Source organism: uncultured Sneathiella sp. (assembly GCF_963976355.1).
In the GTDB taxonomy this organism is placed as follows: domain Bacteria; phylum Pseudomonadota; class Alphaproteobacteria; order Sneathiellales; family Sneathiellaceae; genus Sneathiella.
The window spans coordinates 73,496-89,399 of sequence record NZ_CAXBKA010000011.1; the positions used below are offsets into that span (position 1 = coordinate 73,496).

Consider the following 15,904-nt stretch of genomic DNA (forward strand, 5'->3'; position numbering starts at 1 on the left):
GACGATGATGTTTAGATACGAGCACATCACAGGATATTACCACCTTGATCGACTGACAGGAACATTGTGTCAGTCGCACTCAGGTCACTTAGAGTGCGATGGTATCCGTTAGAGCATTCCAATTAAGGGAGATATTGTGTCACCTTTTCCAGAGCCGTATGCGTGATCTTTAATAACTTTTATCAGCATTCAACACAAAACAACTTAAGAGAATCCTTAAGAGCGCAATGCCGCCCAAGAAGATCCGCAAACAGATTCCAGATAGGAGCCGATGAATGATCAAAAATAATGATGAACCGAAAACAGCGAGGAATAATAATTTTTTAGCGTGTGGGCTAATTGGTCTAGGTGGATTATTTATTGGCATCATACTTGGGATGGTCTTCACCTATCTAGGATTTTCGGGCTTGAAGGCCACATTACTTTCTATGTGGTTCGTTCTGGGTCTAGTTCTAATGCACTTAGGTTATCTCCTATTGAAATCAGATAAAGCCGCGCAGGCGAGAAAGGGAACCGATGAATGATCAAAAATAATGATGATCACTTGAAGCGACTGGCACCGGATGACGTCAAGGTCGGAGAAATCACCAATTACGCCAATTGATGCCTACTGATTATTATGTAAATGGCCAGTCCATATATCTTTCCGATAACAAAGACATTAAGGCCGACTTATGGTCTGACGAGAACATGTCCCTCCATTTCTTTTGGCTAAACAAAGAAAACCACTCTCAATCCGCCACGTTCAAATTAATGGGGGCTAATTCTTGGAAGAAAATGGCGGTAGAAATATGTGCCCTTGCTCCGGAAACACCAAGCCGTTAAGGGATGCTCGATGATCTACCTTTGGCATATCATTGGCGTTTGGTTCCTGCTCATGGCAGGGTCTGGTATTCTTGCCGGCGACCAAATTAGTCGCGTCGGCAGGAAAATGTTACCAACGGCTTTTCTTATCTCGATAGCTTATCTCGTCTCACTCTTCTTTATTTACTGAGCTACACCACATCGAAGCCTCACGGGCCGATCCGCAAATAGATTCCAAGTAAGGGACATCAGAATGGCAGAAGTGAACCCTGACAAGATGAACCGTGCTTACAATCTGCTCACAGGCTGGCATGACAAGATGGATCAGGCATGTGCCCGTGACGGGATTATCAGCGTCAACAAGTCGGATGTAGCGGAACTTAAACAAGCCCTCAACGATCTGGATGAGCTGCACAGCAGCCTGAAAACTAATTCCAATTAAGGGAAGATATATTGGTAAAACCCAAGTCAACTGATTAGGGGGGGGCTGTCAACCAAATGAGCCCTTTTGTCAACTGAATGAGCTAGGTACGAAAATAAAGGACTAAATCACATGCTCGAACTACTACAAGAAAGCCCTTTCGCGCTAATTCTTATCCCGCCGCGATATGTCCTACCGTTCGGTATTCTGGCCTACGTGATTTTGCGAACCTTGACCCACTTTCGCAAATCGGACGTTTGGATCGTCCTGGGTTTTGCACATATTAGTATTTTTGCGTGGTTCCCGGCGCTGGCCCTAAGCGTTCCATATATCACAGCGATTTTTGTCGCCGTAACGGCGATGGGCGTCATTCAGTATCAGCAATGGCGTGCACAGAAACGCGATTCCAATAAAGGGACATACCGATGAACTCCGGAAGTAAAGAAATTGTTGAGATGCCGACGGCACACACTCTTGTTGCCCTTCTCGGATTGATAGTTGCCGCCGTTGGTATCTTTATGAGTACTTGGAGCGCAGTCTTTGGTTCCGGTGATCCCTATGGCAGCGGGTTTGCTGTAGCTCTCGCTGGAACAATGATTGTTTTTATTTCCAAATAAGGGAGATGATCATGAGCAAAGAGACGAAGCCGTCGACAGATCAAAATGCGGAACTGAGTAAAGTAGCAGCCGGTAAAACCATCATAATTAGTCCTCGAGATACTTCTCTCGGGCAGAATTGCAAAACCGGGACAAGACACTCGCACCGGGCCAGCACGAGATGATGATACCAGCCTGCAACATTCCAACTAAGGGACACTCATGACAGCCATAAACCCAGATAAGCTTAACCGCACCCACAATCTTCTCACAGGCTGGCACGACAAGATGGACCAGGCGTGTGCTGCAGATGGCGTAATCACCGTCAATGCAACTGACGTGGACGAATTGAAGCAAGCGCTTTCAGATATCGATGAGACCCATCACATGCTCAACATACAGTGGCAAATGGAACAGGCCACCATTGACATTGACGAGCACATTCGGCTGGTAAAGCAGGCCGGGGCGATGGCTATTGCACTTCTTGCTGAACAAGGAAGGAAATATGGCCTGCGGGTTATGACCCAAAATTCGCTGACCAGAACATCGGACGCGGCATTTGAACTGATGCGCTATGTCTTGGCTGACGTGGATACAGATACTCAAAAAGCCTTCGCTGATCGCTTGGCCACGAACTGCCGCTCTATCGACGAAATCGACAGTATGCGCGACCGTTATTCCAAATAAGGGGCAGTGATGCAGAGAATTCTCTCAAAAGTGAGCCCATTGGTAGCAGAGATCGTTGCAGCAATCTGCATGGGGGTCGCAGCGTCAGTTTTAATCAATTTCGAAGATCAACCTCTCTATGCATCGTTGATCGGGGTCGTAGTTCTGGCTCTAGGGTTGGTGACGTGTATTTTGGCCATTCAGAATAGACACCGAGATGACCAATGATCTTTTTTCCATTTAAGGGAGCGAACCAATGAATTTTGCGACCGAAGAAAATGTACGTCGCGGCCTCTCACTGGCCCGCGCTGAACGGCAAGCGGCAACCGAAGCGGAACCGTTCGATCAGAGTGTCGATCATGCATGGTTGGCGGTATGTGAGGTCTTGGAGAAGCATCTTCGCGATATGTCCGGCACATCCCAAGCACTTGAAGAATTGCAACGGCGATTGCTGCAAGGTGATCAGTCCAACCCTCAAACAGATTCCAACTAAGGGAGCCATAGGCTGTGCCGGGTAGGGATCACTGATGGTTGACGCTATTCAGACACTTGCTTTTGCAGAGTGGGAAACATTCGTCACATGGGCGCTCGGTGCGACTCCTCTGGTTTTTGGTCCACTATACATATTTCGGCGACATTCTCTGGCAGACCGAGAGAAACATGCTCCTGTACGTCGCCAGCTAACTGACGATCTGCAGACCAATGTTGAAGAGATAATCAAAACGATTGGCACGATTAATGTTGAGAAGCCGTTAGACGATCCAGCGTTCAACAATATCTACGCGGATTTTTGGCGAACGAAGCGTGCAATGGAAGATATCTTTTATGGCGATGTTCTCAAAAAAGTTGAGATAGTTGAGGCCAGCCTTAAGAAGCTTCACCGACTGCGCAGTAGCGTGGTTTGGTGGCCTGACACCGCCTCGCAAGAAGATGTTGAGCAATATACAAACCTTGTTAACCACATCTACTTGGCTGAAGTGCCCGATTTGGTTTCTTTGGCGAGAAACTACTATGGGATATCGACCAGCCGCACTCGATGGTTTGACTGGCGGCTTTATTTCCGACCGTAGGGGGCCGGCAAGAAGGGTGAGAGAAATGTCACGTAAAACGCTGAGTTATCGCGAAGTCACTGATATCGCCCGCGCCCAAATAGAGCGCATCGCATCGATTGCATGGGATACGGATGATCGCGATATAGGACCGAGCGTGCAATTGGCGCGGGGTGTGAAAGCATTTTGGGAAGAATTGGCGTTCAAACTTGATCGGCAATATGACAGCGATGCACAGGAAAACATCACGGCGGATCGTGAGCGGTTCGAGAACCTGTTTACCGAAACAGTCAAGACGCTGCGCGAAGAAGACGCGCACACCGATCCGAAAACGGCTCCAAATAAGGGACAAATCACAGATGTCTGAAGGCGGAGTTGGAAAGTTTGGACCTAATGCCTGGACACCAGAGCGTACAGCCTTGTGGAATGCCTTGAATGCAGAGGATCGCAAAGAACTGGAAGCATTCGTGGCGCAAGGCAGTGACGCGCCAGTTCCTGAGAAATGGCGTGAAAAGACTATTGCTCTAAGAGGTGTGAAACAAGAGAGCTCTGTTCCCAAAAAGCTGTTTGATAGGATGCGCAAGCATGGCTGGACTGATCCAGTTATTGAATCGGTCTATGGTCCATTTTATCGAAACCAAAATTCCAAATAAGGGATATTGAATGATACAGATTGGCGTCAAAGAGAAAGGCAATGCAAGCAACACCTTCCTCGTTGTCTGCGCAGGTTTGGCGGGTGTTAGCGTTCTCGTGCTCATTGTTTCGTTCTTCTTAGAAGAACAGGGCACAAGATATCCGGGGCCCGTCACCGACTTGTGGCCTTATCTCCAATCAGCACCCTTAACCGACACCTTATGGATTTATGCCCTGCTCTGGAACATGATCATAAGCACGATCGTCATCTTATGGGGTCTTGGTCAGTTGCTTAAGTTTCAACATACCAGGAAAGGTAGTTAAGAAACACGTGCGAAGCCCCATCTTCTCACAGGTTGGCATGATAAGATGGCGCCTTTCTTTGGAAAAACAGCTGATCGGTCCAGCTAACAGCTGAACCGATCGCCAAGGCTTACGCTGCGTTCTTAAATCGGTTGTTCACAACCGGCGCTCGTGCGGTTTTCTCTTTCTGGCCCGGAACATGATGCAAATGGGCCAGCTTGCCACAGAAGCCCATCCCATTGGTTGTTTCACCGTCTGCATCGGGCATCGGTGCCGGGATCTCGGTGAGACGGCTGATCTTTTTATCTTCATAGGCAAATGGCGTCTCACACACAATGGGTCGGTTGTATTTTCGCAGAGCAAGAATGATCTGCTGTCCAACCCGCATTTTGCCGCCGTTATCAGTCGACATCAGGTCAGACGGCGTAAACAAAGGCTTACCTTTCAGATTGCGCGACTTATTCACCTGTGTTGACACCTGCTTGCCTGACATCCCATCAAACATCGCAGAAATAAAACCACCAAAACCGCCATAACTCCCGCTTTCGGAGGCATCCTCGATCGTCTCGTTGCCGATCATCTCGGAGATGTCCTTGGCCGTGGCGCTGTCGGTCAAAGGATAGATCAACTTCCACTCCGTGGTATCCTTGATCTCTTTCAAACCAGTCGCACCATATGTCCCTTCAATCTGCCCGTAGGATTGGGCAATCAGCAGGTTGCCAACGCCCTGAGAACGACCAACGGCAGGAGAGGAAAGAAGCGTTTGCATTTTTGGAATTTGAGCAAACTCATCAAGTAAGAAAAGAACCTTCCGGGCCTTGGATGCAAACTTCGAGTCTTGTGAAATCAAACGCGACTGCATCGCTTCTGTCAGCATGATCATGATCTGGGCCATCGATTTGATGTTTTCCAGACTGACAACAAGATAGAGCGTCAATGGGTATGACTTGCCATCCTTGCCGGTCATCCCCCGCATGTCTTCAAGAGAAAAGTCCGAGGTTGCCGTCCGTTCCCGAACGGTTGACAGCTTGAAGATATTCAAGCCGTTTGCCAGGCTGGAGAAAATACCGCCCTTCTCTTCTTCCCCGGCCGTGCGCAGATCAATCATCTCCTGACGGATCTGTTCTGGGTACCCATATGCCTTGCACTCATCAATGAGCGACACGAGAGCCTCTGTCACTGCGTCGAGTTGTTCCTGAGGGTTCTCATCGATGTTACCTCCGGCGTTGGCCAGTGCATTTGACCAGATGTCAATCAAACGGCCGAAGTTAGGTTCCACACCGTCACGCTCACACCGGCTTGTTGTAAAGCCCATAAGCGCGAAACCAGCTGCACGGGCGCGATCGATAAAGTGTTGCCCGTTACCGCCTCCGCCTCCCTCGGGCTCCTTGACAAGTCCCATGGACAGTTTGCGCCAATAGGTCTCGCGTTGAGCCTGATAAGCAGACATTTTGCGCGCGTGAGGAATGACGCCCTGAGTAATGATTTGCATCCGCTCACTATCGCTCATGGCAACAAAGGAAATGGCATCAACACACAAGACATCTGGCTTTGACTTCAAGGTCTCACGCCAGTCTGTGTCATTGCGCATCAGGCTTTGAAGTCCGATACGGACATCCTGGGCATTGTCCTCTCCGACCAGCTTGGCCAGCTCCCGTTCAAGAGCCGTCAGTTCAGTGAAGAATTCGCCCTTGTCTGGTAATGAGCGATGAGGCGACAACGGGTTCCAGCGCGCGCCCCGATCACCACTGGGCTCAAAACGTACGACTGGTCCAACAGAGCTGCGATACCCGGAGGTCTTTTCAAAGAGTTCGCCCTTGATATCGAAAATGAACATGGACCAGTCGTTCATGCCCTTGGAGAGCACCGTCGGAATAGCGATACCCTGAGTTTTACCTAAGCCAGGGGCCGCTAGAGCCAATGCGGTCAGAGTTTCATTCCGGCGCAAATAGGTTGATGAGAACAACCCCTTTTTAAATTTGCCAAGGACAATGCCCCCGTCATCGAGGAAGGAAATTGCCTGGCGCTTGCGTGAGAACCAGGCATCTCGCCACTTTTGCCAGCGCTTGAGATCCTTATAGGTCGCCAGGCGCGAATTACCGTGAATGGAACGACGATCGTCATGCGGGTTCTGCATAATCCCAAATATGAATATGGTGATGCTTGCGACGAAAGCACATATCCAGGTCACCGGAACTGTTTGCGTGTCAAACATCCCGTTGATCCAGTCACGATACAAATAAAGGATGCGCTCTGGGTCGGCAAACAGGGTTGAGAAGTAAATGCCAAATGTTGCGCCAAGATTTACTTGGCCCTTGCCGTAAATAACCAGAGCGGTCATCAAGCTGATCAGAGAGGCCGCGATCAACAGAACGGCCGACAGCCAAACCCACCACTTTACCTTCATGTTATAGGTAGAGGATTGCATGCAGATGAAGAGGGCCAAAGTGCCAAACAGGATCATGGCGCCCAGGCTGCCAATGTAGACCGATCCATATACGCTTTGGCGAAAGGTCGATTCAAGTGGCCAGCTCAGGAACAACCCTGACAGGAGCAGGAGCAGTGTCGGCAGGGTCCATGCCAGCTGGTATTTCCTGTGCAGGTGAAAGTCTTCAATAAGCTTGTTGGACTTCATCACGAAACCTCCCGAAACGGAGCAGACGGGGCTTCTGGCATTGCGATTTGATCGCTTCCAATGACCATGCGTTCTTCAGGGGAGAACAAATGATGATCGGGAACGTCACCGATCCGGTCATCGTTGGCCGTGCCGGTGCGCATCATAGACACCATCATGGCCATCATTTTCAGGCTTTCTTCCTGCATCTCGCTCAGATCGCGGCCGCCATTCATGGCCTTGACCATGCGCCGCATTTCGTCGGGTTCAGGCATTCTGGGGAACACAGGCTCCCCTGCCAGTTCGGCCCGTGTGCTGCGCTTATCAAGCACCTGTTTTGCCGATCGGACGTCGGTGATCAGCCGCTGATCCGCGATGCCCTTATCATTGGCTTCAACCCTTTTGACCTGAAGCATCAGAGCGACGTTGTCGGCAAACATATCCATGATGGAGGACATTTCAGTTTCAGAACCCCCGGCCATGGCGATCCGTCGACGCCATCCCCTCAAGCCATCGAGCAACGTATTTGCATGTGTGGTGGCTGAGAAAGAGTGGCCAAGGTCCATCACTTGCAAGGCGGCCAATGCATTTCGGATCGAAAGTTCTGACATCCAGTTGTGATGGGGCTCCATACGGACAATGGCATCGATCAGGTCTGCCGGCGTGATCCGTATGGTACTGTCGTAGCGTGAGTAAACCAGATGAACCCGGTCATCTACATGGCTGAAATCCAGCTCTCTGGTATCCTCCATCGTCATCACCCGATCGTCTTTGGGGATGTCCTTTGCTGCGAGGTTAAGAACTGTTGTTTTGCCGGCGTTGGTGCCGCCACAGAGCAAGACAGTTTTTCCGTCGACAAAGGTTTCGCGCACGCGATCAATTTCGGCCGGCTTAAGGCCATAATCTTCCCAAGTAACGGCAATCTTGCGTTTGATGCGGATGGAGCTTGCGACACCAGTTTCATCGACTGTAGGTCCGGTAATCCCTAACAGACGATCACCATCAGGCGTTTTACAGGCAAGGATGGGCATATTGTCGTTAAACAGCACCCCATAGTGGGCTGCGAGACCCCGATAGAGGTCTCGCAGATATTCTTGTGTGAGAAATCCAAGTTCTTTGGAAGGAAGCGTTATCTTGCCTTTCCCCGCGACATAAACATTGAGTTTATGGGGGCCGTTGATATTGACACTTGCAATATTCCCTCCCCAGCGCGAGGACCGGATGACCTTGCGCAAGTGCTCATAGCGAGAGAGGAGAACCTGGGTGTAATTTTCCATTACCACCACCCCCAGGCGCCAAGGCAATTTGATTTTACAGTGTTAGAGTGTGCGGGAAATCCCCCCGAATTGCTGCGATATGTGATGGACCATTGGTAAGTTCCCGCGTGACCTGATTGCGAGTAACTGGGATAGCCCGAAACTGTTTCACAGCTCTTGTTGACGGAACCTCCGATCTGGATGCCGTCATCTCGGACAATCTTTTGGGTCGCTGTACTGGCGGTATAATTGCAGTGGTTTCCATAAGAAGGGTGATCTGTCCAGCTATCGCCATCGCTGCCTTGCGCTGCATGCCAAACTGTATAAGTGGTCTTCCCACACACCGAGCCGGTGTAATTCTGTGGGGCGTTCCAGCGTCGGTGTGATTCATTCCCCCACACGACGACAGTATTACAGCCATCCCCCTGGCTCAGGGCTTCACCTTCGCCTTTTATATCATCATAGACCGATACAAGATCACCTTTGAGATATCGATCTATATCGTTCCGGCGCATGAGCTTCTCGCAGGATGAATCGGTTTCATAAAAAAGCTCACCCGTCGCGACCAATACAGACTGTTGGAAAACATAATCCAGCTGGGGTGCTCCAGAACGTACCTGCGCTTCGGAGACCATAACTTCTTGTCCGTCGGCCTGAAGATAGATCTCTGTCTTCGGTTCCGAGTAGAGCAAGCTGTCATGATGCTCATACCCATTGATTCGCGTTTGATGATCGTAGGTTACCGCGTTGTCCTGAATACAGGAGGTCAAAGTGATTTCCGGTTTCCCGTCAATCTGATACTTCCACTTGGTGCTGCCGTATGATTCCCCGGCCGACAGATAATGGAAGAAAGTTGTTTCACACCCAGCAGTTTCCTTGAACAGCTCAGCGGTGACATTTTCAATCGGCTTGCACTCGGAAATGTAGGTTTCCGTGCCGTTCAGATCGATCGCAATGCGCTCTTGTGGCACGGCAATCAAAGCAGCTTCACCCTCGGTAAAGTTCGCGAGATCTGCTTGAGTCGGGGTCAGATCACTACAGACATTCGTTTTGTGGATATGGGCAAATGTTTTGCCACTATCGGAACAGTCACTGACAACCCGGGGGATGTCATCCCAAACAAAGTATTGTTTGACCATCTCAAGGCTTTGGCCACCTGTGCCAGACTGAAATTCATGACGCGGTGTACAGCCTTCTGTTGTTGTCAGGATTGGCGCGGTTTCGTCTTCAATTCGTTCGCAACCGCTGACTTCAACCCGGTTATTGTTCCGGTTCTGATAGTACCATTTCCCACGGTTAAATGCGGTTGGTGAACTGCCCGCCAGTTCAAGATCGAAGCTGCAAACGCTTGAATCCTGATACATCACGAACTTGAGATCGTTGTCGATGACACACTCGTCATCGAGATACTGCGTGGTCCCGCTTTGATCGACATAAAAGCGACGGAACTGGGCAAATGCCGTGTGCGCATCGAGGTCCTTATCGTCCTCGCATGTCGCATAACTTTTTTGAACGGTCAGATTGGTGCCGTTCGGCGAGCAATCGCCTTGAGGTTGGCCGTTCTTGATTGTTTGGCTTTGTACCTGGACAACCGACCCGTCAGCTGAAACTTTCAACGGACAGCCGGCTTCAGAGAGAGTCATCTCGTCAACTTTGGCTTCCTCTGTTTTTTCTTTTACATCCGGGAGCTCGAAACCTTCGAGCATGTCGTTGCTCGGTTCGCCGCCGGCTGCGGAAAACTGGGCTGCGCCGGTCCCGCCAGATCCGCCACCTGCGCGGCCTTCTTCTGCCTTCTCTTCAGGCACATCCCCACCGTTCTCAAGCAAGGAGCGTGCAGCAGCAAGAGCTGCTGGAACGTCGCCCTGTGCTGAGAGGGTCTGACCTGAAGCAACCGTTGGGTCGGATGTGGTAAAGCGGCTTTCGAGGACGCCTGTAATCTCGCGTTCTTCATTGTTTTCAGCGTTCCGAACGCCGTACCAACTCATTGAACCCTTAACATTACCATCTACGCCCGTCTCATATTCGAGAAGACCTTTCAGACGGATTTTCTCACGAATTTCCGCCCCGGCCAGACTCGGATCTGAAAACTGTGCTTCCACAGGGCGCTTGCCCGCAGGCGCACTGTCTCCCTCAAAGGAAATACCTTCGGAGATGGCAAGTGCCGTCTGATTGACATCACTTGGTAACTCGACAGTCTTACGCTGAGCCTCATCTTCGCTCAATACGGCCTTGCCCGTTGTCACAGGCCCCGAACCGTCAGGTGTCGAGGAGGTTTCCGGATCGTTGGTTGCAGCGCTACTCTCTGGCGCGTTCGATGTGGTGTTGAGAAGATCTGGGAGATCATCTGCATAGGAGATTGACGGTGCCAGCAGCGCCAGCCCGACAATCAGGTGTTTAAGCAAACTCCGCATGACATAACTCCATGTCAAAGTGCAGAGCGTTATCGGATTACCCCGTAGCGATCAGCCTAGTGAACAGTCGGTTGCGCTGCCAGCGATGGTGGCTCTGATGAAGACCCCTTTTCATCAGAGGACTGGCGACTTCCTCCATTGGTTTGTGAACTGCTGACTTGCTGCGCAGCAGCAGCCTTTCCAAGAACCCGAATACCCGTGGGTTCAAAAAGAATATCCACTGTCGGTTTGATGGTAAGACGCGAACTTGCGGTAATTGTCATGATCCGCTGCAGGTCAAGATTTTTGCTTAGCATCTGAGTGATCACCCGGCTTTCGCCATCAAGTAAGACCTGCTCGGAGCCTGATAGACCTTCCTCTCCTTGCGAAACAGCTTCCGTTGCAAGTGCTGTAAGCGCTGTCAGAAGGATTGGTGTGCCAAACTGTTCCCATTCGCGGTCATCGATCTGACCTGGCATGCTTGTTCGACCCATCGCATCCTGTGTGGGGAACCCGTCGGGCAACCACAACATACTGCCATCGGGTTTCAACATCCGCTGCCATGCGATGCTCAGACGGGTATCGCCATTTTTGGCCAACGGCGTATAGGAGCCCTGAAACTTTGAGCCGCCTGGAATTAAGACAAAGCGGTGCTTGAACCCATGATACGAATAGATATTCTGCTCAACCACGCAAACAGCCTGCCCGGGGTGCTGGGAATTGATCGAGTTCTCCAACACACAGGGGATGCTCTGGAATGTGGTGAGAATACGCTCGAGATCCATTGGCAAAGTCACATGGGTGTTGCCTGGTGCAACGGCCTCGTCGTAATCCTGACTTGTGATGTATTCGCGTGGCGACGGGGAGACCGGTCGGCTCACTGTCGATATTGTCACCCCGTTTCCAAGTCGACGTCTGAGTTGCATTTTTTCACGAATAACGCGTTGTGGGTCGAGATCCGCCGGTTTCAGGTAGCCTTCGCCCCGTAGCGGAATCCTTAGAACAATGGGGACCGAGCTTCCGTTCGCCTCAGTGCTTCCCTGTACAATCAGGGTTCCTTCGTAAACACCATCGGCATCAGGGCTAAACCGCACCCGAACAGTGCAGACCCCACCCGATGACAGAATGACATTCTGGCAGGTTTGCGACTGGATCTCGACACGGTCGGCCGTTTCTTCCAGACGACCGATCTGGACATCCGTATCACCCGCATGGCGTATGTTTATGTCAACGTCATAGGCCTGATCTACATCTACCCGACCGAACTCGACTTGGGCTGGGACAGCCGTCAAGCGTCCAGGCGCAACAGATGCCATCGGCTTGGGGTCATTGTCCTTAATCCGGACTTCTGTCCGCAATGTCTGGCCAAGCCCGCCTCCACGTGCACTCTGAAGCTCGATGTAGTAGTTCTCAGGCGTTTCACCTTCATATTCGCCATCATCGGGTAACGACTGCACAATTACACCCGTTTGTTGACCTGCCTTGATCTTTATCGACCCGTTTGCACTGTCAACATAGTCCTCAGGACTGCGCGCTGTGCCCGGTTCGATCGTGTAAATCACCTCAATGTCCCGTTCGGGAACAGCACTTAAGACCAAAGGAATTTCGATCCGTCCGGCTCCCTCTTCAAAATTGAAGACAGCTTGCTCAAATTCGACGATCACAGGTCGCACGAAGAGCAAAGGCGAACTCTTCGCCTTGCCCTCAGCGGTCGTAGGGGTTTCGGTCTCCCCATCGCTGCTTTCGGGCTGACCGTCATCGTCATTGCCTAGAAGCTCACTGAAAACGCCGATGATTGTATCCCAGATACCGACTTCCTCTGATTGCGCATGGGCAATATCAGGCTGGAACAAACATGCGATCGCGACCCCTGAGAGCAAAAACTTGCGCATCACAGACCTTCGCTTTCGATCATGTCTGAAGGTGTATCTGTTTCAGAAAGGTTTTCAGGGGTGTTGGTGGTGAGCGCTTCGGGTTGTTCAAGCTTTACATCCGCATTAAATGTGGCCTGCATGACAGCAGGACGGTTTTCACTGCCGACCCAAACAAGACAGAGGACCCGTTTCTGGCCATTGCGCAGATACAGGTTCTGCCCGACTGAGTGCACCACCAGCACATTGTGCTTTTTGGGATGCTGCATGTAGTCGACCGGCGAGTTGACGTCATCAACGACACGCCGTACCACAACCCATGGCATGGTATCGGCCTGTTGGTCTCCGTACTGCAAATATGTCCAGTACCCATCGGTCCAGATTTGGCGTGGCATGATCTTGCGCACTTCCTCGTCCGAGACATCGCTTGGTTTCTTGACCACGTAATCACCAAAGGAGATATCGGTCGGTTCAAACGGTATCTCACGCAGATATTCCGGTGTTTTCTCGATTTGATTGCCAGCTGTCCGGTTACTCGACGCGCGTGACACGCCCGGTACTGAAGACTTTGCCGCCATTTCACCTTTTTCATCGCGAATGAAGACAAAGAAATCTGAGATGGTTTCCGATCGATAGGACCAGCCTGAAACGATAAACAGGTATTTGCGGCGCGTTCCGTCCGACCGTATGCGACCAATGGCGGTCATTGGTGTGTCGGCCCCAACCAGGCCTTTGTTCAGGCTGAGGATAAGGACATTCTTCCGCGTGGGTTGAGACTGTGGCGTTACCCGGGGGAAATCAACTGTGAAGACACTGCCATCCCCCAGCATAACGTCTTCAATGACTTCATCCTCAGGAAAGAACAGATATGTTTGCGCAAGGTTGCGAACCTTAACAGCGACAGGCTTATAAGGTTCGTAGTCAACAACAAGAACACCCTTTTCTTCCTGTTCTTCAGGGGTCCCCACGGCCTCGTCAAAGAGCGCATTTTGACGTTGCTGCAAATCGATTTCAATGTCCTGTTCGGTGCCAGGCCCGCCACCAAACAGGTTCGTAGTTTTCGAAGAAAGCGGAGCGGAGCCGCCCATCTGGTCAATGAAACCTTGGGCCGCGGCTGGGACGCTCATCATCAACGAGGTTGCGAATGTCAGGGCTAAAAGACGCATTATTCACCCCCGCCATCAGAGAGTTTGGCGACTTCCATTTTCAACATCCGGAAGTTCAAGGGGTTCTGATATTTCTGGGCCCACTCGAAGCGATAGGCCAAATTGAATGTCGTCCAGACGCGGACAACGAGTTTTTGCGAGTAATATGCCGGATCGTCGGCTTCCCTGTTCTCTTTTCGAGACCCCGTCCCCATGTTTTCTGCACCGGCATAATTGCGGTTATCATAGTCATCCAGACGGATCTGATATTCCCAGAGATAGACGTTTTCATTGTCCTGGATGAAAGTGTCCATCAGAAGCGGCTCGCGCAGCAGCGTCACTTCACGCGTCTGGCGGGCATTCACCATTTTCATCACTTCATCGAGGTTTGCCGCGACATACGCTTCGTGGCTTTCTTCGCTCATCCTTGCAGGGAGATAGGCGCAGAGTTCATCTGCGAAGTTGTCCCCGCGGATAAGGTCATCAACGCAGGATGTTTGCCAGATACGGCCCATCTGCCGATAATCTGCCGTGACCTGGAAATAATATCGCAAGAACTGCGTTGTGCGGATTTCATTGACCGTAAGCTCTTTGCTATTGCCTGTCCGCCATACCGCTTGTTGGACATCGACATCGCCAGCTCTGTCGACGACAACCACCCATGGTACATCGCGTCGGAGCGGGCTCATGCTGCCAATCACCGCAGCAAGCACCAAAACCAGCGTGATCGTCGCGATCTGGGCAAAGCAAAGACACCGGATAACCTTGATGTAACTTTTGTTAATGTCACCTGTCCGGTTTTTATGCAGGCCGTCAGGCAGCCGGTCAGATGACTTCTTTCCTGATGATGTTGGCGCAGACAGGTCAGGTTCACGATCGCCAAAGCTCACAGATCCGTTTTTTTCGGCTTTTCTACCAAACATTGAACACCTATCCGTAAATCATGCGAAGAGCGTCGATGGTTTGCTGATCGACAGGTGTTAATTCCATGTTCTCGCAGGTGCAGGGCGACAGTTTGTACTCATCTGTTGCCCGCCCGGGCCCAATCATGTCCGTACTTTCAACAGGCGTCATGGGATTGGCGCACCCCGCCAATAGTCCCATAACCCCTGCAATCATCAGTCGGGCGTGCCACAAGAGATTTTGACGCATGTCACTCATCCTCCCAGAGCCGTGCGAACGTCATCTGGATTGTTCCATGTGCCGCTGCCCTGACCTTGAGTGGATGCTGGATTTCCGTTACCAGCTGCAGTCCCCGCCGCAGGGGCTGAACCCTCTTTAAGCCAGGGCGTCCCTTCAACCTCCACAGGTGAGGTTTTCTTGGCGTCAGGATTAGCCCAAGTACCGTTTTCAGCTTTGGTTTGCTGTTCACGGGCGATCCGCTGGGTGTCATTGACCGCACGCTGCTGCAATATTTTGCTCAACAGCGCAGTGTTTTGCAGGGTGGCCAGCGTGCTCACAGCAATCTGGGCCCGTGAGCTTCCATTCGCTCCTGCCAGCTGCTGGGCGGTTGCACTCAGGTTGGCGATTTGTTTGGTAATGGCCGGGAGATCCTCAACCATCTGCCAGTTGGATTCCAGTGCTTCGCGTGTGGTCGCCTCGCCGTATTCAAAGGCGACTTGATCCTTCTGTGCGTCTTTGACATATGACCCGAACATTGTGTCGTAGATGCCCATGCCGTCCGCGAGCGTCACGTTTTCAAGACCACCACGCTCGACAATCGAAAGACCCACATTGGTCAACTTCATCATGTCATCAAAGTTGAACATCGTGGATTCCCCGTCTTCGATAATCCCTGACAGGGGGCTATCACCTGTTGCTTCGGCACCAAACATAGTGATCATCGACGGGCTGAGCGTTTCGCCATAGCCGGTTGCCTGGAGAACATCTTCGGTGCGTGACAGCATTTCCTGTGTCGTTTCCCACGTGCTCTTGGCCGTATCGAGGACTTCTTTTGAAACCCCCATTTCCTTGATCGCCTGCGCCAAACCCGCAGCATCAAAGACAGCCATCCCGGCGTTTGCCCGTTGCAGGGTGGCACTCATATGCACCATCACACCGACATTGAACATCAGAACGACGCACAGAACCACGGTCAGAGGTTGCTCCGAAGTCTGGCGTTTGAGAGCCTTCATCACTTTCAACATTACTGCCTC

Annotated in this window: 18 protein-coding genes; 10 read left to right on the forward strand and 8 right to left on the reverse strand. The window is 51.3% G+C overall.

The annotated features are described in order from the left end of the window. Positions 1-275: 275 nt before the first annotated feature. The 10 genes from AAC599_RS18710 to AAC599_RS18755 all read left to right on the forward strand — a co-directional run bounded on the left by AAC599_RS18710 (position 276) and on the right by AAC599_RS18755 (position 4,493). On the forward strand, positions 276-524 hold the full coding sequence (locus AAC599_RS18710; RefSeq protein WP_340151918.1) for a hypothetical protein: 249 nt from the start codon (positions 276-278) through the stop codon (positions 522-524). 533 nt (positions 525-1,057) lie between these two features. After that, on the forward strand, positions 1,058-1,246 hold the full coding sequence (locus AAC599_RS18715) for a hypothetical protein (RefSeq protein ID WP_340151919.1): 189 nt from the start codon (positions 1,058-1,060) through the stop codon (positions 1,244-1,246). A gap of 111 nt (positions 1,247-1,357) precedes the next feature. Continuing rightward, the gene (locus AAC599_RS18720; RefSeq protein ID WP_340151920.1) at positions 1,358-1,654 is read left to right on the forward strand and encodes a hypothetical protein; all 297 of its coding nucleotides are present in this window, start codon (positions 1,358-1,360) and stop codon (positions 1,652-1,654) included. Then, entirely contained in the window at positions 1,651-1,842 is a 192-nt protein-coding gene (locus AAC599_RS18725) for a hypothetical protein (protein ID WP_340151921.1), read from the forward strand. The genes AAC599_RS18720 and AAC599_RS18725 overlap by 4 nt, the downstream gene beginning before the upstream one ends. Before the next feature lie 201 nt (positions 1,843-2,043). Next, positions 2,044-2,508, forward strand: coding sequence for a hypothetical protein (locus tag AAC599_RS18730; RefSeq protein WP_340151922.1), 465 nt, complete (start codon positions 2,044-2,046; stop codon positions 2,506-2,508). A gap of 235 nt (positions 2,509-2,743) precedes the next feature. Beyond that, entirely contained in the window at positions 2,744-2,980 is a 237-nt protein-coding gene (locus AAC599_RS18735) for a hypothetical protein (protein WP_340151923.1), read from the forward strand. A gap of 34 nt (positions 2,981-3,014) precedes the next feature. Next, entirely contained in the window at positions 3,015-3,557 is a 543-nt protein-coding gene (locus AAC599_RS18740; RefSeq protein WP_340151924.1) for a hypothetical protein, read from the forward strand. 25 nt (positions 3,558-3,582) lie between these two features. Beyond that, positions 3,583-3,903 (forward strand): hypothetical protein, encoded by a 321-nt coding sequence (locus AAC599_RS18745; RefSeq protein ID WP_340151925.1) that lies wholly within the window; start codon positions 3,583-3,585, stop codon positions 3,901-3,903. Further along, positions 3,896-4,189 carry a hypothetical protein gene (locus tag AAC599_RS18750; RefSeq protein ID WP_340151926.1) on the forward strand — a complete coding sequence of 98 codons (294 nt, stop codon included), beginning with the start codon at positions 3,896-3,898 and terminating at the stop codon, positions 4,187-4,189. Before AAC599_RS18745 ends, AAC599_RS18750 begins: the two co-directional genes overlap by 8 nt. Positions 4,190-4,199: 10 nt before the next feature. Further along, the gene (locus AAC599_RS18755) at positions 4,200-4,493 is read left to right on the forward strand and encodes a hypothetical protein (protein WP_340151927.1); all 294 of its coding nucleotides are present in this window, start codon (positions 4,200-4,202) and stop codon (positions 4,491-4,493) included. A gap of 109 nt (positions 4,494-4,602) precedes the next feature. On the opposite strand, the gene AAC599_RS18760 is transcribed toward AAC599_RS18755, so the two are convergent. The 8 genes from AAC599_RS18760 to AAC599_RS18795 form a co-directional block, all read right to left on the reverse strand. Continuing rightward, the gene (locus tag AAC599_RS18760; RefSeq protein ID WP_340151928.1) at positions 4,603-6,936 is read right to left on the reverse strand and encodes a type IV secretory system conjugative DNA transfer family protein; all 2,334 of its coding nucleotides are present in this window, start codon (positions 6,934-6,936) and stop codon (positions 4,603-4,605) included. Between the two features lie 170 nt (positions 6,937-7,106). After that, complete coding sequence (locus tag AAC599_RS18765) at positions 7,107-8,363, reverse strand: ATPase, T2SS/T4P/T4SS family (protein WP_340151929.1); 1,257 nt, start codon at positions 8,361-8,363, stop codon at positions 7,107-7,109. Next, positions 8,363-10,753, reverse strand: a complete 2,391-nt coding sequence (locus AAC599_RS18770) for a hypothetical protein (protein ID WP_340151930.1) — start codon at positions 10,751-10,753, stop codon at positions 8,363-8,365. Before AAC599_RS18770 ends, AAC599_RS18765 begins: the two co-directional genes overlap by 1 nt. 56 nt (positions 10,754-10,809) lie before the next feature. After that, positions 10,810-12,585, reverse strand: coding sequence for a TrbI/VirB10 family protein (locus tag AAC599_RS18775; protein WP_340151931.1), 1,776 nt, complete (start codon positions 12,583-12,585; stop codon positions 10,810-10,812). 38 nt (positions 12,586-12,623) lie between these two features. Next, positions 12,624-13,769 (reverse strand): TrbG/VirB9 family P-type conjugative transfer protein, encoded by a 1,146-nt coding sequence (locus AAC599_RS18780; protein ID WP_340151932.1) that lies wholly within the window; start codon positions 13,767-13,769, stop codon positions 12,624-12,626. Further along, positions 13,769-14,671 (reverse strand): hypothetical protein, encoded by a 903-nt coding sequence (locus AAC599_RS18785; RefSeq protein ID WP_340151933.1) that lies wholly within the window; start codon positions 14,669-14,671, stop codon positions 13,769-13,771. The genes AAC599_RS18780 and AAC599_RS18785 overlap by 1 nt, the downstream gene beginning before the upstream one ends. A gap of 7 nt (positions 14,672-14,678) precedes the next feature. Then, positions 14,679-14,900: a hypothetical protein gene (locus tag AAC599_RS18790; protein WP_340151934.1), complete on the reverse strand. Its 222-nt coding sequence runs from the start codon at positions 14,898-14,900 to the stop codon at positions 14,679-14,681. 5 nt (positions 14,901-14,905) lie between these two features. Further along, entirely contained in the window at positions 14,906-15,895 is a 990-nt protein-coding gene (locus tag AAC599_RS18795) for a hypothetical protein (RefSeq protein ID WP_340151935.1), read from the reverse strand. Positions 15,896-15,904: the final 9 nt, after the last annotated feature.